Origin of the sequence: Paraburkholderia ribeironis, assembly GCF_900019265.1 — a bacterium.
GTDB classification, from domain to species: Bacteria; Pseudomonadota; Gammaproteobacteria; order Burkholderiales; family Burkholderiaceae; genus Paraburkholderia; species Paraburkholderia ribeironis.
Map to the genome: position 1 here is coordinate 120,339 of NZ_CYGX02000005.1, position 19,330 is coordinate 139,668.

The following is a 19,330-nucleotide window of genomic DNA, read 5'->3' on the forward strand; positions in this document are numbered from 1 at the left end:
GCGCCTTCGGCATGCTCAAACGAGATCAATAGGGGATTCGATGCCACACAGCACAGCGTTGCGCACGGTGGGTTTCATCGGGCTGGGGACCATGGGGCGCGAGATGGCCCTGAATCTGATGAAGGCAGGCATGGCGGTGCGCGTGTTCGACGTGCGCCGCGAGGCAGTCGACGAGCTGGCCGCGCTGGGAGCCCATGCGGCGCAAAGCGTTGCCGACGCGGCGCGCGGCGCGGATGCGGCGATCACGATGCTGCCGAACACGCCCGACGTGGAAGCGGTGGTGCTCGGCGAAGAGGGTTTGTTTGCGCATCCACCGGCGGGGCGTCTAATCATCGACATGAGCACGATCGCGCCTGCCGCCGAACGGCGCATGCACGCGCAGTGCGCGGCGCGAGGCATCGAATATGTCGATGCGCCGGTGTCGGGTGGCCCCATCGGCGCGAAGAACGCCACGCTCACGATCATGGCAGGCGGCACCGGGCAGGCGTACGAAATGGCGCTGCCGTTCTTCAAGGCGATGGGCACCACGGTCACGCACGTGGGCGCGAGCGGCGCGGGACAGACGGTGAAGCTCTGCAATCAGCTCATATGCGGCATCAACATCCAGGCAATCTGCGAGGCCTTCGCGCTCGGCCGTGCCTCGGGCGTGAATCTCAGGCAGTTGCGCGAAGTGCTGATGGGCGGCTCGGCGGCCTCGTGGATGATGGACAAGCTGGGCCCCGCGATGATCGACGGCGACGCGTCTGCGGGGTTTCGCATCGATCTGATGCTCAAGGATCTGCGCCTCGTGCAGGAACAGTCGCATACGCTGAACGTGCCGCTGCCGGCAGCGTCGCTGGTGACGAACCAGTATCTCGATGCGGTTGCGCACGGCGAGGGACGTAACGGCAATCAGGCGTTGTTCCGCGTCTACGACCGCATGACGGCCCAGACTTCCCGCTAGTCGGCCGCTACGCACATCGCTCCAGTCCGCCATGACGAACCTTGATTTCTCCGCCGTACTGTCGCACTGGCGCGAACTGATGGATGGCGCGCTGTTGTCGCTGATCCTCGCGACCGCAGCGACATTGCTGGGATTTCTCATCGGAACCTTGTGTGCGATCGGCCGCCGCAGCTCGATCGGCTGGCTTGCCGCACTCTGCAGCGGCTATATCGAAGCGATTCGCAACACCCCCCTGCTCGTGCAAATCTTCCTGGTCTATTTCGGCCTGTCGAGCATGGGTCTGCGGCTCTCCGCCGTCGCCGTGGCGATCCTCGCGCTCGTTATCAACGTCGGCGCCTACGCGGCCGAGATCATGCGCGCGGGCTTTGATTCGATCCACCGCGGCCAGATCGAAGCGGCCGAGTGCCTCGGGCTGTCGCGCCTGCAGGTCTATTGCCATGTGATCCTGCTGCCGGGCCTGGAGCGCGTCTATCCCGCGCTGACGAGCCAGTTCGTGCTGATGATGCTCGCTTCCTCGGTATGTTCGCAGATCTCGGCGGAAGAGCTGACGGCGGTGGCGAACTATGTGCAATCGGATACATACCGGCCGCTGGAGACATATCTCATCGTCGCGGTCGCGTATGTGGCGCTGTCGTTGCTGATGAGAATTGGCTTCTGGGCACTGGGCGCGTGGCTGTTTCCACGACGCAGAAGGCTCGGCACGCCGCTCTGAGGCGCGTTGAACACACGGATCGAAAAAATGCCTGGACACTTGAACGGCACTCATCTCGAGTTTTTGCTCGACGGCGCACTCTGGACAGTCGTCCTCTCGCTGGTGGCGTTGATCGGCGGCGGAGTGGCCGGCTTCGTCGTCGCGCTGGCGCGCATCTCGCCGCGCAAAGGCGTGAGAATTGCCGCGACCGGCTACGTGCAACTGATACAGGGCACGCCTCTGCTCGTCGTCATGTTCGTCACCTATTTCGGACTACCAACTGTGGGCGTGACCATTTCTCCGTTGGTCGCGGCGGGCGCTTCGCTCACGCTGAATGTCAGTGCCTATCTCGGCGAGATCTGGCGTGGTGCGATCGAATCCGTGCCGAAGCCGCAGTGGGAGGCGGCGGAGTGCCTTGCGTTGAGTCGCGCGCAGAGGATGTTCCGGGTGATTCTCCCGCAGGCGGTCAGGATCGCCACGCCGCCCACGGTCGGCTTCATGGTGCAGATCATCAAGAACACGTCGCTGGCATCGGTGGTGGGTTTCGTCGAACTCGCGCGTTCTGGGCAGATCATCAACAACTCGCTGTTTCAACCGTTCATCGTCTATGTGATCATCGCCGCCGTCTATTTCTGTCTGTGTTACCCGATCTCGCGTCTTAGCCGCTCGCTCGAACGCCGCACCGGATTCGCGCGGGCGCTGCAACTGGAGGCCATCGCGCATGACTGAATTTCCTCAGCCGGTCGAGGGAGCCGCACTTTCCGATGCCGGCGCTTCGGCAATCATTCCGCAAGCCGCCGATCCCGTCGTCGTGGTCAAGGATGTGCACAAGCGCTTCGGCGCGACCCAGGTCCTGAACGGTGTGAGCTTCGACGTGGGCCGTGGCACGGTGACCGTGATCATCGGACGAAGCGGCTCCGGCAAGAGCACGGCTCTGCGATGCATCAATCGCCTCGAAGCAATCGATCGCGGCGAAATCACGGTATGCGGGCATCGCGTGGATCAGGCGGACGTGTCGCTCAAGGCGCTGCGGCTCGATGTCGGCATCGTGTTTCAGCAATACAACCTGTTTCCACATCTGACGGTCGAGCAGAACATCATGCTCGCGCCGCGTCTGGCCAAATCGGTGCCGAAGAACGAGGCGCGCGAGATGGCGCGAGAAGCCATTGGGCGCGTGGGGCTGGCGGAGAAGGCCGATCACTATCCCGAGCAACTGTCGGGCGGCCAGCAGCAGCGCGCCGCCATCGCACGCTCGCTCGCCATGCAGCCGAAGGTCATGCTATTCGATGAAGTCACATCCGCTCTGGATCCGCAACTGACCGGCGAAGTGCTGCGCGTCATCGAGGACCTGGCGGCGGGCGGCATGACCATGATCATGGTGACGCACGAGATGGGCTTCGCGCGCAATGTCGCGGACCAGGTGCTCTTTATGCACGAGGGCCGAGTCTGGGAGCGCGGCGGCGCGGAAATCATGCGCGCGCCGCGCTCGGCCGAATTGCAGCAATTCCTCGACAGCGATCTATAGCACGCGCCCGCGCACGATTGGCAACCGCAGCGCGACGTTTGTATTCGATATCAACAAGGAGACACTTTCAACATGAATAAAAGCAAGATGCTCACCCTTGCCGCGATCACGGCATGCCTTCTCGGCACGGTCGCCGCCGTCGCGCATGCGGACGTACTCGACGACATTACCAAGGCGAAATCGATCCGCATTGCGACCGATCTCGCCATTCCGCCCTCGGGCATGATGGACGCGAGCATGAAGCCGATCGGCTCGGATGTCGAAACCGCGCAATTGCTCGCAAAGGACTGGGGACTGAAACTCGAGTTCGTGCAGACGACCGGCGCGACGCGTATCCCGAACCTGCAGACCGGCAAGGCGGATATCGCCATCTCCACGTTGTCGGTGACGCCCGACCGTGCCAAGGTGATCGATTTCTCGAGGCCTTATGCGGTGCTGGAATCGGTCATTGGCGGGAGGAAGGACGTGCCGGTTCACAGCATCGACGATCTGAAAGGGCGCACCGTCTGCGTCACGCGCGGCACGACGCAGGACGTCGAGCTGACGAAGATCTCACGCGACAAGGGCTTCGAGCTTGCCCGCTACGACGATGATGCAACCGACGTGACCGCAGCAGTAAGCGGACAGTGCGATCTGATCGCGACCTCGCTTACGATCGTCAACCAGATCACCAAAAAAGCGCCTGACCACCCGTTCGAGAAGAAGGTCGTGCTGAACGTATTCGATCTGGCAATCGGCGTGAAGAAAGGCGAGCCGCAGTTGCTTGCAAGGCTCAACGGGTGGATCGACGCGAACCTGAAAAACGGCAAGCTCAATACGATCTACAAGAAGTATCACGGCAACGATTTGCCGCCTCAAATGCGTTAAGCGGGTTTGAGACAGGCATCGGCGCGCGTGGCGCGCCAGGACGTTCAACATCACAACAAGGAGCATGGGATGCGCATCGCAATCGGTTCGGATCACGCAGGCTGGCCGTTGAAGTCCACGGTGATCGAACATATCAGATCTCTCGGCCACGAAGTGATCGACGTAGGCGGCTTCAGCGATACGCCCGTTGACTTTCCAGACGTTGCGCAGAATCTGACGAGCGAAGTGCTGGCGGGGCGCGCCGAGCGCGGCATCATGGTGTGTGGCACGGGCGTCGGCGCGTCGATTGCGGCGAACAAGATCCGGGGCATTCGCGCGGCGGTGTGTCACGACGTACATTCGGCGCATCAGTCGGTCGAGCACGACGACGTCAACGTGATGTGCCTCGGCGCGCAGATCGTCGGTGCGTGGCTCGCCACGGATCTCATCGACGCGTTTCTCGGTGCCGAATTCTCGACCGACGATGATTTCCGCCGGCGCGTGGAAAAACTCAATGCGCTGGAAAGAAGCCCACAGTAGCGATTGCCTACACTCGTCAGCGGGGCGCGGGAATGCCATAAGTGCTGACGATGCGCGCGTCCTGCTCAGCGGCTGAGAACAGCTCCCACTCGAGCCCGTTCACATCGAAGCTGCTCGAATAACCTTCCGCAGCATCGTCTTCAAATCCGATGTGTCGCAACTGCCCCGCCTTTTCGGGTTTCTCGTTGATCGAGAAGTTGAGCAGATCGGTGCGCCACATCGCATATTGGCCTGGCACGACGGCGGACGGTGATTGTCCGAGGCGGCGGCTATAGTCGCCGATCGATTCGTCGAGGTTCGCAACGGCCAGCGCAATGTGAAAACGCTTCATAATGGACTCCGTGATGGTTGTTGAACTTGAACCATCGTAACCACAACACACCAGCGTAACCAGTTCAGCGATTATGCTGGTATGTGTATTACCCGTCTTCTGCCAGCTGCCGCCTTTTCCTGCAGAACACGTCCAATTTTTGACAATCATGGCCTCGGTCCTGATAACTGAAACTGGACCCAATCCAGACGCTCGCATCCCCCGGCGTCGTGTGTCCGTCATGAGACACAGATTTGCCATTTACTCCGCGCTACCCATCCTGGGAACAGTTCCTTGAAAATGGGATCGATCCTCCAGCCGCTTGGCTACGCATGCACCATCAGTACTGCGAACTTCGTCACCGTGAGCCCATGCCGAAGCTGAAACATGGAGCAGGTGGCAGGATTCCAACCCACGTGGACATTGTCGCTGGTTTTGCAAACCAGTGCCTTCGAGCGCTCGGCCACACCTGCATCGGTACTGCACTCTACACAGCTGACCTTACGATTCGACCCCATTGGTGTGCGTTCCCGCACAAATCCTCAGTCGAATCGTCCAGGCGGGTCATGTGATCGGCTGCAAGAGCCACCGGGATAGCCTGTGGACGACCTTCTTTGCGGCGCGGACGTTCGCCACCGCATAGAGGGAAACAACCTGTCAGCCGTGCGAGCTACCGCCCTAATCGCTCCCGCAGGAACTCAATGAAGCGCTGCGTTTTCGCAGGCGGCAACCGGGTTTCGGTAATGGCATAGACAGGCATCGGCGTGCCGTGCCAAGCCGGCATGATGCGCCGCAGCTTCCCGCTGGCCACGTCATCGGCGACGATTTCCTCGGGCATCAGGATCACGCCCATATCGAGCGTCGCCAGCCGGCGGATCATGCCAACGTTGTTGAGCATGAACCGGCCACCCACCGACACCGTGACGGTCCGCTTCCCGTCCAGCAGCGTCCACGACCCTGCCTTCAGGATGCCTAAGCACTCATGCCTTGGCAGGTCGGCGGGCCTGGCTGGCTCGCCTGATCGTTCGAGGTAGCCAGGCGAGGCATAGAGGTGAGGCGTGAGCGAGGCCAACGTGCGTGCGATCAGTTGCGAGCTGTCGGACTCGCCCATTCGGATCGCCACGTCAAAGGGTTCGCTGACCAGGTCGACCCGTCGCGGCGTCAGGTCGAAGTCGAAGGTGATGCCGGGATAGAGACCGGCAAACTCCGCGATCAAGGGTGCCAGGTAGGTCACGGCGAAATCCACTGGTAACGATGCGCGCAGTACGCCGCTGGGCTGGGCCAGCATTTCGCCGAGCTGCTCGTGCGCCAGCCGGGCTTCATCGACGATGCGCTTGCAACGCTCGAAATAAATCTGACCGGCCTCGGTCAGTTCGATCTTGCGTGTCGTGCGATGCAGCAGGCGCAGCCCGATCGCCTTCTCCAATCCGCTGATCCGGCGCGACAGCGTCGAGTTCGGCACGCCCATCGCCTCGGCGGCACTGCGAAAGCCCTTGGCTTTGACGACCTCAACGAACAAGGCCATGTCGTTAAGCAGTTCCATGAACATTGCTCCATGAGCGGATCAATGTTCTCCAAATTACCATATTTATCCCGTATGAGGATCGCGCGATGATGCCTCCTTTCACTCCAACCAAGGAATTTCATCGTGAGCAAACTGTTCGATCCCATTCGCGTGGGCCGCTACACTCTGCAGAACCGTCTGGTGATGGCCCCAATGACTCGAAGTCGTGCCCAGTACGATGGCACGCCGGGAGAACTGGCCGCCGAGTACTACGCTCAGCGCGCCAGCGTTGGCCTGATTGTCGCTGAAGGCGCCCAGCCCTCGGACGACGGGCAGGGTTACTTGACTACGCCGGGCATCTATACCGACGCACATGTCGCCGGATGGAAGAAGACCACCGATGCCGTGCACGCCAAAGGTGGCCACCTCTTCATCCAGCTGATGCACGCCGGGCGCATGTCGCACCCGGATAACACGCCGCATCATCGGCAGGGCGTCGCGCCGTCGGCAAGCGCGCCGGGCGCGGCGATGTTCACGGTCAAGGGTATGCAGGACATACCTGTGCCGCGTGCGCTGACTACCGAGGAAGTGCGTCAGACTGTCCAGGATTTTCGCCACGCGGCACGCCGCGCGATCGAGGCAGGTGCCGATGGCGTCGAAATCCACGGCGCCAACGCCTACCTCGTCCAGCAGTTCTTCGCCCCGAGCGCGAACACGCGCACCGATGAATACGGTGGTTCGCTCGAGAACCGCGCTCGCTTTGCCATCGAAGTCGCCACCGCGATCGCCGAAGAGATCGGCGCGGACCGCACCGCCATCCGCCTGTCTCCCGGCACGGCGATATGGGGCATCGACGAAGGTGCCGAAGGGCCAGACCTGTACCGCTACCTTGTCGCCGAACTCGACAAGCTGGGGCTGGCCTATCTGCACATCATGGACCAGGGCAACGAACCGCTGCTGGCCGACATCCGCAAGCTGTGGCAGGGCACGCTGGTTTTGAACCGGCCGGGCCGACCGCGTGAGCAAGTTGGGGCCGACCTGGCGACGGGGCTGGCCGACCTGGAGGGCTATGGCCAGATGATCCTTGCGAACCCGGATTTCGTCGCCCGGCTGAAGAGCAGTGCGCCAATGAACGAGGCGGACCGCAATGACTTCTTCGGCGGTACGGCGCGGGGCTACACAGACTACCCGACCCTGAGCGAAACCCAGTGCGCCTGAGGTGAACATCATGCCCGTCATTGCCCCGCTGCAGCGCGCCAACCACGGCAGCCACTTCCGGGCCTACGGCTTGCGCGGTGTGGCCGCGCAGATCGATCCATTCCTCGGGGTCGATCACGCGTGGATGAGTGCGCCGACGCTTTCGAACGCTTCACCGGCGATAACGCTGCCTTTCTGTTGATCGACCACCAGGTCGGCACCATGGGCTGGGTACATTCCATTCCTTTCGAGGAGATGAAACGCAATGCGCTGATGCTGGCCAGGACCGCAAGCATTCTGAAGATGCCCGTGGTGCTGACCTCCAGCATGGAGGAGTACGCACAGGGGCCGTTGCTGAGCGAACTGGAGACTATCCTGCCGGACCAGTTCGCCGGCCGCATCAAGCGCATCGGTATCGTCAACGCGATGGACGACGAAAACTTCGCCGCGGCAGTCAAGGCGACCGGGCGCCGTAAGCTCATCATTGCCGGCGTCAGCAACGACGTTTGCACGGTGTTCCCGGCACTGAGCCTGGTTGGCGATGGCTACGAAGTGCAGGTGATCGCCGATGCCGGGGGCTCGCCGAGCGAGATTGGCGACGACATGGCCTTGCGCCGCATGGAGAAGAACGGCGTCACGCTCTCTAGTACGAACCAGGTGATCGCCGAGCTTGCGGGTAGCTGGAGCACGCCCGAAGGGATGCGGATTGTGCAGGAAGTGATCATGCCCGCATTGCAGGGTTGACGGAGCGAGCACTTCTAGTCAGGCCGGAGGTGCCGATCCGAAGGCCTGACGGTGCGCGCCGACCGCGAGCGGCATGCGGTGGATCAACGACCTTTCTCGTGACGTGCAGCAGCGAGCGCCGGATCGATCTCCCGGTGCGTGATCCCGAACTTCGCCATGCGGGCACGATGGTCCGCAGAGCCAAGATACAAGCGAAGCTGCTCGTTGATTCTGCGCATCAAATCGCCGTTGCTCTTGTTGAACGAGTAGGCCCCGGTCGGAGGGCACTGCCTTTCTGGATGATCGACCGCCTCCACAGAGCCGCCGCTGCGGTCGGCCACAATGCGATTGCCTACGGCCGTGCTCGCGTACGCATCGATCGCCCCCGAGCAAACCGCTTCGATTGCGTCGGCCTGTCGATCAAAAATGACGATTTGCTCTTCGGCAACTCCTGCGGCTCTCGCCGACTCGTGTTGCACCTGTCCGGCTATTATTCCAAGGCGCGCATTCGGATGAGTGGCGAGTGACTCATAGCTGAAGAGTCCCTTCGGATTCCCCGTTCGAATCAGAAAGCCGTCCCCGATCGCCCACACTGGCAAACTAAAGGAGACCATGGTGGCTCGCTCTGGCGTGACGAACAATGGCACATTCATATCCCAACGGCCTGCTGCAACTCCCGGCAGAAGCTCGCTAAACGTTGTCGGCCGATAGTCGATCCTGGTGACGCCGATGGCGTGAAGGAGGCTTTCGGCAAGATCGAGATCGGCTCCCGTAGCCGTACCGTCCGGCTCGCTCCAGCCGAAGGGCGGTTCTTCAATGTATGCGATTGTCACTTTCATTCGTTGCCTCGCAATTTGGAAAACCGTTTGCAGCCGGTGCGCGCTGCACCTGTCCCTCGCGCGAGCGCAGTGCTCTTGCGAGCGTTACCTCTCGTCCTTTGCCGCTAGCGCGCGCATGATCATGCTTTTCACTTCGGCATTGGTGTTCACAGGTACAAGCGCGATTTCCGGATGTTCTCTTGCAAAAACTCGGAAGATCTGATCGGCGAATGCTTGCCCGATAGAATCGACATCCCTGAAGTCGAAAATTACGCGTTTGAAAAGCTCAACTCGCGCCAACAGTCTTTTTGCCTGTGATCTGGACACAAGTTCGTCGGCGCCATATCTAGCCAAGTTCACGGGCACAATCGTCTTGTCAAACGTGTAGTCGTCGCTCTCTGTAAACTCGTCGAAGACCTTCCTTGTGGTCCTTGCCGTGTGGTTATTCAATTCCATAAAGACGGCAGTACCGGAGTGCGTCTTAGAGCGTTCGAGTAACCAATCCTCCGGCTTGCCCCGCTCGTGACTGAAATACAATCCACCGGAAAGGATCTCAAACTTATCGAACATTCGAGAAGTGAAGAAGATGCCCTCGCCGGAGTGGTTGCGAGGATCGGTGGTCAACTTTCCTTTCGAAAGCTCGAAGATGGCATGACGCTCGTCGAGCAGACCGAATTCGCTTTGAATCTTCTTGAAGATTCCCACGCCGTCATCGGAAATAATGATCTCCGTCGAAATCGCAGTCTTTGTGACTTGGACGGCAATCGTTGTGCCCTCCGAGTGGTCGATCGCGTTGTTGAACATCTCGGTGAAGCCGTGATGCCAGATATTGAGCACGTTGTCGGGTAATGGAGAGATAGCGTCCTTGATGTCCTTCCGCCAGACGACATCCTCCGCGAGTGAATCTGTAATCTGATAGGAGAAGGTTTGCTGAAAAAGCGGGACGAGCTTGTAACTAGATGCACGCCCCGTTCCTTCTTTTGTTACGGTTCCTTGCTCGCGCAGTCTTGTGAGATGCTTGTTCACCGCTTGCCGGGTGATTCCAAACTGTTCCGCTGCCAGTGCCGCGATGTCGCCGTTATGGCTTTCGATGTGCTCCAGTATGAACCGGCGCACCAATTCCCCCTTCTCTCGAACTGTGCTGATCATATGGCACCTTTGACAACCTTATGCGAGTAGATTGTCAACCCTGTATCTTGTTTCGTCAACCTTGCTTTCGTGAACCAGCAACGACTTCTTGGCTATTGGTTGCTCACGCGGTCGATGGAAATCCCGTGGATTGCGGAAACCTTCGTGCTCACACGACTGCTTTCGAGACTTTGTGGGTCGGCCGTACCTGCCATGCGAAATAGCGCCAAATTCCGTTTTGTGGATGGCTGCGTCCGAGCAGGATTGGTGACGGCTGCCCGCCGATCTTGGACAGGATGCCGAAGGCTCGTGTATTTCGTGGAGTAAAATCGACGCGAACAGTATTGCCTGTGGACTAACGGTCGCGCACGGAGATCAAGAAAAATGACATCAACGCGTCTTGCCTTCGTGGCGTACCCCTCCGGGGACTAGGCGATTCTGACGCTACTGCGATCCGGAATCGGAAAAGCGAACGCAAAGGCCCACACTACGAGGTTCGAGCCGTGGGAATTTAACGACATACTACGAATATGACGACGACAACGATCTCGCAAATCGGCTCACAAGTCATATAGAGGAGACGCCTCTTGAGTTCTCAAGCAGAATTAATGCGAAAGCTCCTGTATACGTAGTCGAGCCGCCCGTGAAGGGCACAGCAGCAACGATGATGACTTCGCGCTTGAAGGAAGCTCGATATCGCTACAGGAGCTTCAATCCCAGCGAAGATTCGCGGCTCTCGGCGGCAGATGCCATAAAACAGGTGGCGGAGTTTGCCGGTGTTCTGCTCTCTCTGGAGAGCGACCGCCACGATTGGGCAACGATTCATAATCTACGTGGGGTGTTTGTCGCGGGTTTAGGCGATGGAATGGGTAAGCCATCCTTGATTTTGTGTCCCGATGGCCATGACGCTCCCCTTGACGTACGTGACGAAGTCAAACTTTATAAACACCCAGACGACATAGGCGGGCACGTGGCAAGTCTGGTCCTTGATCTAACAGACTATCTGCAACAGGTCGACCCGCCATCCGGGAAGGTCGCGACCTCGCTACAGAGTTTGACCTTCGGTGATCCAACCGCCGAAAATGAGATGACCACGCTGGGTGCGTATTACTTGCGAACTGACCAGTTCCATCGAGCCCTTCGCGGTGAAGTAAATTTGGTCGTCGGGCGAAAGGGCTCAGGAAAAACTGCACTTTTCTTGCAGTTACGCGATCGCGTTCGTGCTGACAAACGCAACGTGATCGTCGACTTGAAACCAGAGGGCTACCAGCTTATAAAATTGAAAGAAGACCTTCTCTCATACCTGAGTGCGGGCACCCGGCAACACCTAATCACGGCCTTTTGTGAATATCTTTTGTTGCTCGACGTGACGTACAAGGTATTAGAGAAAGACAGAGTAACTCATAAGCATAATCACGAAATATACGATCTCTATTTGGACCTAGAGCAACCGTACAAGGTTGAGAATTTTTCAGCTGAGGGTGATTTTTCAGAAAGATTGTTAAATCTTTCAAGCCGGATAGCATCTGAATATCGCGAAAAATTTGGCTACTCCTCCGAAATAAAATTGTCTACCAAGGACGTAACGTCACTTGTTTATGCGCACGACATCCGTGCACTCGGAGAGAAGCTCTCAAACTACCTTGAAACAAAGCAGTCTGTCTGGATTCTTTTCGATAATCTGGATAAAGGCTGGAACACGGGTGGTGTGGATGAAATCGATGCCATAGTGCTGCGGTGCTTAGTCGAAGCAGGACGAAAGATCGAACGTGACATACGAAAGCGCGATCACACATTCCACTGTGTCGTCCTTATCCGTAATGATGTTTACAAACACTTAATGAAGAGCAGCGCAGACTATGGCAAAGACATGCGTGCCGTGTTGGATTGGACGGACCCAGACATGCTGCGAGAAATGTTAAGACTCCGGCTAGTCTCTGGCATTGACGGAATAGACCGAGACGTTAGCTTTGAACAGGTCTGGCGAGACATCTGCGTCTCCCACTATCACGGAGAAGACACTTCAGATTATATTATCGAGCGTTCACTAATGCGGCCACGCAATGTGCTGAAATTTTTTGCTCATAGTAAGGGATTTGCGAATAATTTTAACCACAACAAGATCGACGAAACTGATATCGAAAAAGGGATTAAAGCATATTCCCAAGACTTGTTGGTCGAACTAGATCATGAGCTGAACGACGTGTATCCGTCCGCGCCCGATTTGCTCTACAGCCTACTCGATAGCAAACCAGTCCTTACAAAATTGGAACTCTTCGGCATGATCCGATCTGTTGGAGCAACGTCGGCTGCGATGCCCGCGATAGCCGAGGGTAAGCATGGTTGACCGGCAAGAGTCTGCAATCAGAGTGGACGAGACGTTCGAGTGTCTGTCTGAGCGCTCAAGCGAACGGCTTGAGATGGCCGACCGTACTCATTCGGGCTCTTTGCAACTGGCCCGTCAATCTTTCGTTAGGTTGGGGAGCTACAGCGGCCACTGAAATCACATTCGGCCAACGTCCGCGAAGGCCGATCAATCGTCTATCCGTTCGCATCGAAAATCGTCAGGTTGCCGAACAAGCGCGACCCTCTGGATACCTTGATCACACTCGCGTCTTCGATATGTAGGAATCCTGCCATTACGCGCGACGAAAGACGGCGTCGTCAGACGCTCCTTGAATTGCTGTTGGACACAGCGGAGCAGTATCAATTGGAACTCGAATGCGACCGTGAACTGTTCCAGGTGATTGCCCTCGATGCGCATGGCGTGCCGCAAAGCCGCATCACGGCACGCCATGCGGCAACCCTGCTTGCCGAGGCATCGCAGAGAGCCAAAGCAACCAAAGCAAGCGTCGTCACAGCAAACGCTTCGCACTGCAAAAGCCCGTCACGGAAAAGCGCCACGGCGTTCACAGCGGACGCCACGCAGCACCCGGTTGCCGCGCCGCACTAGGCGACCTAGCAAGGCCGGCGAGTGCCAGGCCGATACGACAACGCAGTCACGACAACATCCGCGCGACTTTCGGGGCAATGGCCGGGCAAGCCGGCCATACCACGAATCAGGTCTTCAACGGCAACCAGATCTCCAACCCACCCATTCCACTGACCGGATTGAACTTCTCGTCATAGCGTTCGAAATTCGGCGCATCCGCAGGCACATGTCCCGACGCAGGCAGCCACTGATTCCAGATCGTATTCACGGTGCGGCCAATCGTCGAAATATGCTCGCGATGGCTGAACACCGCATACCGCTGTGCAGCGATCCGCACGCGACCGAACTCCGCCGGTAACGCCGAAAAATCGCCGACTTCGACGCCGCACAGATAGTCGAAATTGCCCGCGTCGTCGGTGTTGTAGCAGACGCCGTACGCCACGCGGCCTACTTGTCCCGGCACCTTGCCGAGGTAAGCGCTAAAGCGCTGCCATTGCGATGGAATCGCACCGCGGGTGTCGCACGTATAACGCTCGCTCAGACCCGCGACGAGAAACGGTTTGCCGTCTTCGAAACGCGGCGGCTCCAGATTGGTGAGAAGGGATTGATCCATTTTGATCGGCTCCACGATGCCAAGGTTGTCGAGATGACCACGCGCGCGCAGCGCTTCGGGCGTGAGTCCGAATTGCTCGCGAAACGCACGCGTGAATGCCTCGTGAGAGCCGTAACCGGCATCGATGGCGACCGCCAGGATGTCGGGTGCGCCGGCGGCCAAACGTCGTGCCGCCTCGCTCAGACGGCGCACGCGAACGTAGCGCATCACCGAAAGTCCGGTGGCCGCCTCGAACGCTCGCGCCATGTGAAAGCGCGACACGCAGCCACAGCCGGCGATGTCGTCGAGCGTCAGCTCGCCCGCAAAGTGGCTTTCGATAAACCAGAGCGCTTTTCCGACCGGGTTCATATCGGCTCTCATGTCAGCATGAAGCCAGCATAGCCAGCGGTGAGCCACTGCGTTTGATCGCGCTTGCGCTTTTGCGCCGCGTCTCGCGCGCTCACGGCCGGCTCAAACCCGCGATTTACCACCCATCAGTTGATTCGACGGCAAGGTCTCGTCGAGCAGCTTGCGCGCGCTTTCGATTCCGGCCACCGGCAGCCCCTCAGGGTTCAGCAGGCCCACCTGCACCAGCACTGAGGCCTGATCCCAATAGATGTGCTCGTTATAAAGCTTATCGCCGCGGAAGCACACCACGGCCAGCATCGGTACTTCGAAGTACTTGCCGGTTGGCGCGACGCCAGGCAACAGCCAGTCGATTTCGCAGCTATGCGTGCAACTGAAAATGAATTCGTCGACGATGCGATCCGCGCCGATCGTGCGCGAAATCGGAATCAGCTTCGTATCGGCAGGATTCGAGTTGACGAAGTGATGCGTGTAGAAGCGCTTGAGGTTGTCATGGCCGACTCCGCCGGTCATGGTCGGGACGTGATTGACGTAGGGTTGCGCGACCATGGTGGGCATCACCGCGTCGACGTCGCGCGTGGCGAACTCGTGGTAGCAGTGTGCTTCCCACAATGCGTTCAGATCGTAGACCGGCCCCAACACTTTGCGCAGCAGCGCGAGCGTGCGCGAATACGCCATCATCGCGGCGGGTTTGTCGTATTGCGGACGCGCTGGTGCCGCGAACGCGTGATCGCAGCCGGGGTACACGTATTGCTCGATTTGCGCACGCTCGCGCAACGCGGCGCTGATGCGTTCGCGCGTTGGCGGTGGACAGAGCGCGTCGTTTTCGGGGAAGTGAAACATCATCGGGCAGCGCACGGCGGGCACTTCGTCCAGATATGCTTCGAGGCCCACGCCGTAGTAGCTGACCGCGCAGTCGACATCGGTGCGCGCCGCGCCCAGGAACGCCAGCTTGCCGCCGAGGCAATAGCCCACGGCGCCTACCTTGCCGGCCTGCTCGGGCAGTGCGCGAAGGGCTGCGATCGTTGCCGCGATGTCGTCGACGGCGAGATCGACGTTGAACTGGCCCAGGTAGGCGAGCGCCTGTTTCATATCGGCTTCGCCATAGCCGAGCTCGATGCCGGGCTTGATCCGCCAGAACAGGTCTGGCACTAGTACCACATAGCCTTCTTCGGCGTAGCGGTCGGCGATCGCCTTCATGGTGTCGTTGACGCCGAAAATTTCCTGCAAGAGGACGAGCCCAGGGCCCGAGCCTTGCGCCGGACGTGCGATGTAGGCGTTGAAACGGCCGCCGTCTTGGGCGGCGACTTCGATGAAAGAGTCGGGCATGCGGTTGTCTCCTTTGTCGGCTGGAGTTAGCGCTTCAGCGCTTACTCCAGCCCCATGCAGAGCGGTCGGCTGGAGTTAGCGCTTCAGCGCTTACTCCGATCCCATGCAACACATTCACTGCCAAAAGCGACCTACGCCATCGTGCGCAACTCAAATCGTTTGAGCTTGCCAGTCTCGGTACGCGGCAACGCGTCAACGAACTTGATAACCCGTGGGTACTTATACGGCGCCACACTATTCTTCACGAAATCCTGCAGTTGCGCGACCAATTTATCATCCGCATCAAAACCCGGATTGACCACAACAAACGCCTTGACGATCTGTCCGCGGGTTTCATCCGGCACGCCGATCACGCCGCATTCGGCCACCGCATCGTGTTGCAGCAGCACGCTCTCCACTTCGGGACCGGAGATGTTGTAGCCGGCCGAGACGATCATGTCGTCGGCGCGCGCCTGGTAGAACACGTAGCCGTCTTCGTCGAGATAGACCGAATCGCCCGGCAGATTCCAGCCGTCGCGCACGAATTTCGTTTGCCGGTCGTCGGCGAGATAACGGCAGCCGGTCGGCCCGCGCACCGCGAGCTTGCCGATCGTGCCGGGCGGCACCGGTTGCATTGCGTCGTCGACGGCTTGCACGACGTAGCCCGGCACTGCGCGGCCGATCGCATGCGGGCGAATCGCATCGCCTTGCGCCGAAACGAAAATGTGGATCAGCTCGGTGCCGCCAATGCCGTCGATCATGTCGATGCCGGTCGCGTCGTGCCACAGCCTGCGCGTGGAATCGGGCAACGCTTCTCCGGCCGACACGGTCTTCTTCAAGCTCGACACGTCGTGGTGGGCGACGAGCGGCGCCATTTGCCGATAGAAAGTCGGCGCGGTGAACATGACGGTGGTGCGAAAACGTTCGACGGTCTGCAGCAGGCTCTCAGGCGTGAGCTTCTCGATCAGCACCGTGGACGCGCCGACCCGCAGCGGAAAGCACAGCAGCCCGCCGAGGCCGAACGTGAACGCGAGCGGCGGCGTGCCGCAAAAAATATCGCTCGACGAAGGCTTGAGCACGTGGCGCGGGAACAGATCGCACATTGCCAGCACGTCGCGATGGAAGTGCATGCAGCCTTTCGGCGCACCGGTCGTGCCGCTCGTGAAGGCGATCACGCAGACGTCGTCGGCGGCGGTGTCGCAGGCGGTGAAATGATCGGGCTTGTTGATCGCGAGAGTATCGAGCGAATCGGCGGCGTCGTCGTGAAACAGGCGCGATTGCGTCAGGCTCTCGCAATAGAACTCGTCCTGAGGATCGGCGCAACGCGCCAGTTCTTCGGTCAGCCGGGCGTCGCACAGCGCCGCGCTGATTTGCGCCTTGCCGATGATCTGCTTCAATTCCTTCGCTCGCAGCAGCGGCATGGTCGGCACTACGACCAGACCGGCCTTCAGCGCCGCGAGCGCGGTGACGGCCATCTGCAACGTGTTCGGCCCGCGCAGCAAGACCCGGTTGCCGGGCCGCAGCCCCATCTCATCGACCAGCACGTGGGCGCTTCGATTCACCAGCGCGAGTAGTTCGCCGTAAGTGGTGGCGCGCGGTGCGCCGTCCACCTCGGACCAGATCGCCGGACGGTCGCGATGCCCCGCCTCGATGGTCCGGTCGAGCAACTCCGTCGCGCAGTTCAGGCGCGCCGGGTAGGCGACGTCCGGGTTGTCGAGCAGTAACACAGGCCATTGATCCTGCGGCGGAAGATTGTCGCGCGCAAAAGTATCGACGTGTGCTGACGGTTCCATCATGGTCTCCCAGGCGTTGAGCCGGCTGAATGCGCTGCGGTTGGCGTGGTGGGCGGCTTGGGTTGTTTGCTTCGATGCTTACTGCGCAATCACGGCGGTTGCTTCGATCTCGACCTTCGCTTCGTCTTCGATCAGCGCGACGACCTGCACGGCGCTCATCGCGATGTCGTAGTCGCCGATCAATTCGCGAAACGCCCGGCCGATGTCTCTCAAGGCCGCGAGGTACTCGCGCTTGTCGGTGACGTACCACGTCATGCGCACCAAATGCTCGGGCTTGCCACCCGCTTCGCGCAGCACGGCCATGACATTCTTGAGCGCCTGGGTGGCTTGCGCGGCGAAGTCGGTGCTTTGGAACCGCGCCTGTTCGTCCCAGCCGATCTGGCCGGCGATGAACACCTGCGTGCCAGTGGCCGCGACGCCGTTCGCGTAGCCGCGCGGTTTGATCCAGCCGGCGGGAAGGAGAGCTTTTTTCATGAACGATGCGCCTCGATGGATTCAGTCTGTGGGGCGAACCTCGCGAGCGCGCTCGCGATGTCCGTGGGGATGTCGATGGATTTGCCGCTCTCGAACGACGTGGTCACGAGTACCTGTTTTGCGCGAAAGCGGGTTTCGCCGCCGCAATGGCCGACGATGTCGATGCTGATCGAGCGCCGGCCGACTGCGATCACGTTGAGCGTGAGGATGATCGTTTCGCCCATCTGACTCGGCCGCGAAAATTCGCAGTCGAGTTTGACGATCGGCAAGCCGACCCGGCGCCGCGCGATCATCTGCGCGTAGTCGATGCGCAGGCCTTCGTTGAACCAGTCTTCGACCAGCGCGTTGGTCATCACCAGATATTGCGGAAAGAACACGATGCCCGCCGGATCGCAGTGCGAGAAGCGGACGCGCACCGGGCGTTCGAAGGGCGCGTTCATCAGCGATGCGCTCCGGCGATGGCATGCGCTTTCAACAGATCGCGGCCGATGATCAATTGCTGCACTTCGGTCGCGCCCTCGTAAATGCGCAGTGCGCGAATCTCGCGATAGAGCATCTCGACGGCGGTGCCGCTTTGCACACCCATACCGCCAAAGAGTTGCACGGCGGCGTCGATCACTTGCTGCGCGCCTTCGCTTGCGTGCCACTTCGCCATCGCGGCTTCACGCGTGACGCTTTCACCCTGATCGCGCAACCACGCGGCGCGGTAGACCAGCAATGCGCTGCTGTCGATGGTCAATGCCATCTGCGCGAGCTTGGCCTGCGTGAGTTGAAAATCGCCGAGCGTCTGCCCGAACATCTCGCGCGACGCTGCGCGTTCGAGACCTTCGGCCATCGCATGGCGCGCGAAACCCAGCGACGCGGCCGCGACCGACGTGCGGAAAATGTCCAGCGTGCGCATCGCGAGCTTGAAGCCCTCGCCGGGCGCACCGAGCATCTGGCTGCGCGGCACGCGCGCTCCGGCAAAATGCAGACGCGCGAGCGGATGCGGTGCGATCACGTCGATGCGTTCGGCGATCTCGAGCCCCGGCGTGTCGGCATCGACGATGAATGCGCTGATGCCGCGTGCGCCCGGTGCTTCGCCGGTTCTGGCGAACACCACATAGAAGTCGGCGATGCCGCCGTTGGAGATCCATGTTTTCTCGCCGTCGAGCACGTACGCGTCGCCGTCTTCGCGGGCCGACAGCGCCATCGCGGCGACGTCCGACCCTGCTTGCGGTTCCGACAGCGCGAAGGCGGCGATCGCCGTGCCATTCGCGACGCGCGGTAGATAGCGCGTCTTTTGCTCATGGGTGCCGCCGAGCGAGATCGCGCCGGAGCCAAGACCTTGCATCGCCAACGCGAAGTCCGCGAGGCCCGAATGTTTGGCGAGTGTTTCGCGCAGCAGGCAGACGGCGCGTGTGTCGATCGTGTCGCCGTGACCGCCGTACGCCACGCCGCCTACACCGTATTTCAGCCAGCCGGCCGCGCCGAGTTCACGCACCAGGCGCCGGCAGGTCGCATCGGTGTCCTGATGGTCTTGATGCGCGAGATTCGCGGCGCACCAGGCTTCGATGCCGGCGGCCAGTTCGCGGTGACGCGGCTCGAAGAACGGCCAGGCGAGCGCGCCATGCAGATCCAGTTGATTGTCGGCGCTCAAT

19 protein-coding genes, 1 tRNA gene and 2 pseudogenes are annotated in these 19,330 nt (G+C 60.2%); 11 read left to right on the forward strand and 11 right to left on the reverse strand.

Features of this window, described 5'->3' with window-relative positions:
• Positions 1–40: 40 nt before the first annotated feature.
• The 6 genes from BN2475_RS01950 (at position 41) to rpiB (ending at position 4,545) form a co-directional block, all read left to right on the forward strand.
• On the forward strand, positions 41–943 hold the full coding sequence (locus tag BN2475_RS01950) for an NAD(P)-dependent oxidoreductase (RefSeq protein ID WP_094777892.1): 903 nt from the start codon (positions 41–43) through the stop codon (positions 941–943).
• 31 nt (positions 944–974) lie between these two features.
• Complete coding sequence (locus tag BN2475_RS01955) at positions 975–1,655, forward strand: amino acid ABC transporter permease (protein ID WP_094777893.1); 681 nt, start codon at positions 975–977, stop codon at positions 1,653–1,655.
• 27 nt (positions 1,656–1,682) lie between these two features.
• Positions 1,683–2,363, forward strand: coding sequence for an amino acid ABC transporter permease (locus BN2475_RS01960; RefSeq protein ID WP_094777894.1), 681 nt, complete (start codon positions 1,683–1,685; stop codon positions 2,361–2,363).
• On the forward strand, positions 2,356–3,159 hold the full coding sequence (locus BN2475_RS01965; RefSeq protein WP_094777895.1) for an amino acid ABC transporter ATP-binding protein: 804 nt from the start codon (positions 2,356–2,358) through the stop codon (positions 3,157–3,159). The genes BN2475_RS01960 and BN2475_RS01965 overlap by 8 nt, the downstream gene beginning before the upstream one ends.
• A 72-nt stretch (positions 3,160–3,231) precedes the next feature.
• Positions 3,232–4,026 carry a transporter substrate-binding domain-containing protein gene (locus BN2475_RS01970; RefSeq protein ID WP_094777896.1) on the forward strand — a complete coding sequence of 265 codons (795 nt, stop codon included), beginning with the start codon at positions 3,232–3,234 and terminating at the stop codon, positions 4,024–4,026.
• Between the two features lie 69 nt (positions 4,027–4,095).
• On the forward strand, positions 4,096–4,545 hold the full coding sequence (rpiB, locus tag BN2475_RS01975; RefSeq protein WP_094777897.1) for a ribose 5-phosphate isomerase B: 450 nt from the start codon (positions 4,096–4,098) through the stop codon (positions 4,543–4,545).
• A gap of 16 nt (positions 4,546–4,561) precedes the next feature.
• Here the strand turns inward: rpiB and BN2475_RS01980 are convergent, their stop codons facing one another.
• From BN2475_RS01980 to BN2475_RS01990, 3 genes are all read right to left on the reverse strand, one after another.
• Positions 4,562–4,876, reverse strand: coding sequence for a VOC family protein (locus BN2475_RS01980; RefSeq protein ID WP_094777898.1), 315 nt, complete (start codon positions 4,874–4,876; stop codon positions 4,562–4,564).
• Between the two features lie 367 nt (positions 4,877–5,243).
• Positions 5,244–5,328: transfer RNA gene (locus BN2475_RS01985), tRNA-Cys, on the reverse strand.
• Positions 5,329–5,525: 197 nt separating this feature from the next.
• The gene (locus BN2475_RS01990; protein WP_094778017.1) at positions 5,526–6,398 is read right to left on the reverse strand and encodes a LysR family transcriptional regulator; all 873 of its coding nucleotides are present in this window, start codon (positions 6,396–6,398) and stop codon (positions 5,526–5,528) included.
• 105 nt (positions 6,399–6,503) lie between these two features.
• On the opposite strand from BN2475_RS01990, the gene BN2475_RS01995 reads away from it, so the two are divergent.
• The 3 genes and pseudogenes from BN2475_RS01995 to BN2475_RS02005 all read left to right on the forward strand — a co-directional run bounded on the left by BN2475_RS01995 (position 6,504) and on the right by BN2475_RS02005 (position 8,300).
• Entirely contained in the window at positions 6,504–7,577 is a 1,074-nt protein-coding gene (locus BN2475_RS01995) for an alkene reductase (RefSeq protein ID WP_094777899.1), read from the forward strand.
• A 10-nt stretch (positions 7,578–7,587) separates the two neighbouring features.
• Positions 7,588–7,716: pseudogene (locus BN2475_RS02000) on the forward strand (pirin family protein); the annotation flags it as partial.
• A gap of 62 nt (positions 7,717–7,778) precedes the next feature.
• Complete coding sequence (locus tag BN2475_RS02005) at positions 7,779–8,300, forward strand: isochorismatase family protein (RefSeq protein WP_245841135.1); 522 nt, start codon at positions 7,779–7,781, stop codon at positions 8,298–8,300.
• A gap of 83 nt (positions 8,301–8,383) precedes the next feature.
• On the opposite strand, the gene BN2475_RS02010 is transcribed toward BN2475_RS02005, so the two are convergent.
• Both BN2475_RS02010 and BN2475_RS02015 read right to left on the reverse strand, forming a co-directional pair.
• Positions 8,384–9,118 (reverse strand): transporter substrate-binding domain-containing protein, encoded by a 735-nt coding sequence (locus tag BN2475_RS02010; RefSeq protein WP_094777901.1) that lies wholly within the window; start codon positions 9,116–9,118, stop codon positions 8,384–8,386.
• Between the two features lie 84 nt (positions 9,119–9,202).
• Positions 9,203–10,246, reverse strand: a complete 1,044-nt coding sequence (locus tag BN2475_RS02015; RefSeq protein WP_218023678.1) for an STAS-like domain-containing protein — start codon at positions 10,244–10,246, stop codon at positions 9,203–9,205.
• A 622-nt stretch (positions 10,247–10,868) separates the two neighbouring features.
• Here BN2475_RS02015 and BN2475_RS02020 point away from each other — a divergent pair.
• Positions 10,869–12,572 (forward strand): ATP-binding cassette domain-containing protein, encoded by a 1,704-nt coding sequence (locus BN2475_RS02020; protein ID WP_143325718.1) that lies wholly within the window; start codon positions 10,869–10,871, stop codon positions 12,570–12,572.
• Between the two features lie 243 nt (positions 12,573–12,815).
• Positions 12,816–13,178: pseudogene (locus tag BN2475_RS02025) on the forward strand (hypothetical protein); the annotation flags it as partial.
• Positions 13,179–13,284: 106 nt separating this feature from the next.
• On the opposite strand, the gene BN2475_RS02030 reads toward BN2475_RS02025, so the two are convergent.
• The 6 genes from BN2475_RS02030 to BN2475_RS02055 form a co-directional block, all read right to left on the reverse strand.
• On the reverse strand, positions 13,285–14,118 hold the full coding sequence (locus BN2475_RS02030; protein ID WP_094777903.1) for an AraC family transcriptional regulator: 834 nt from the start codon (positions 14,116–14,118) through the stop codon (positions 13,285–13,287).
• Between the two features lie 102 nt (positions 14,119–14,220).
• On the reverse strand, positions 14,221–15,444 hold the full coding sequence (locus BN2475_RS02035) for a dienelactone hydrolase family protein (RefSeq protein WP_094777904.1): 1,224 nt from the start codon (positions 15,442–15,444) through the stop codon (positions 14,221–14,223).
• Positions 15,445–15,575: 131 nt separating this feature from the next.
• A complete protein-coding gene (locus BN2475_RS02040) occupies positions 15,576–17,216 on the reverse strand; it encodes an AMP-binding protein (protein WP_094777905.1) in 1,641 nt (546 codons plus the stop codon).
• A 78-nt stretch (positions 17,217–17,294) separates the two neighbouring features.
• The gene (locus BN2475_RS02045; RefSeq protein ID WP_094777906.1) at positions 17,295–17,690 is read right to left on the reverse strand and encodes a RidA family protein; all 396 of its coding nucleotides are present in this window, start codon (positions 17,688–17,690) and stop codon (positions 17,295–17,297) included.
• Entirely contained in the window at positions 17,687–18,130 is a 444-nt protein-coding gene (locus tag BN2475_RS02050) for an acyl-CoA thioesterase (RefSeq protein WP_094777907.1), read from the reverse strand. The genes BN2475_RS02045 and BN2475_RS02050 overlap by 4 nt, the downstream gene beginning before the upstream one ends.
• Positions 18,130–19,329, reverse strand: coding sequence for an acyl-CoA dehydrogenase family protein (locus BN2475_RS02055; RefSeq protein WP_094777908.1), 1,200 nt, complete (start codon positions 19,327–19,329; stop codon positions 18,130–18,132). The genes BN2475_RS02050 and BN2475_RS02055 overlap by 1 nt, the downstream gene beginning before the upstream one ends.
• Position 19,330 lies beyond the last annotated feature (1 nt).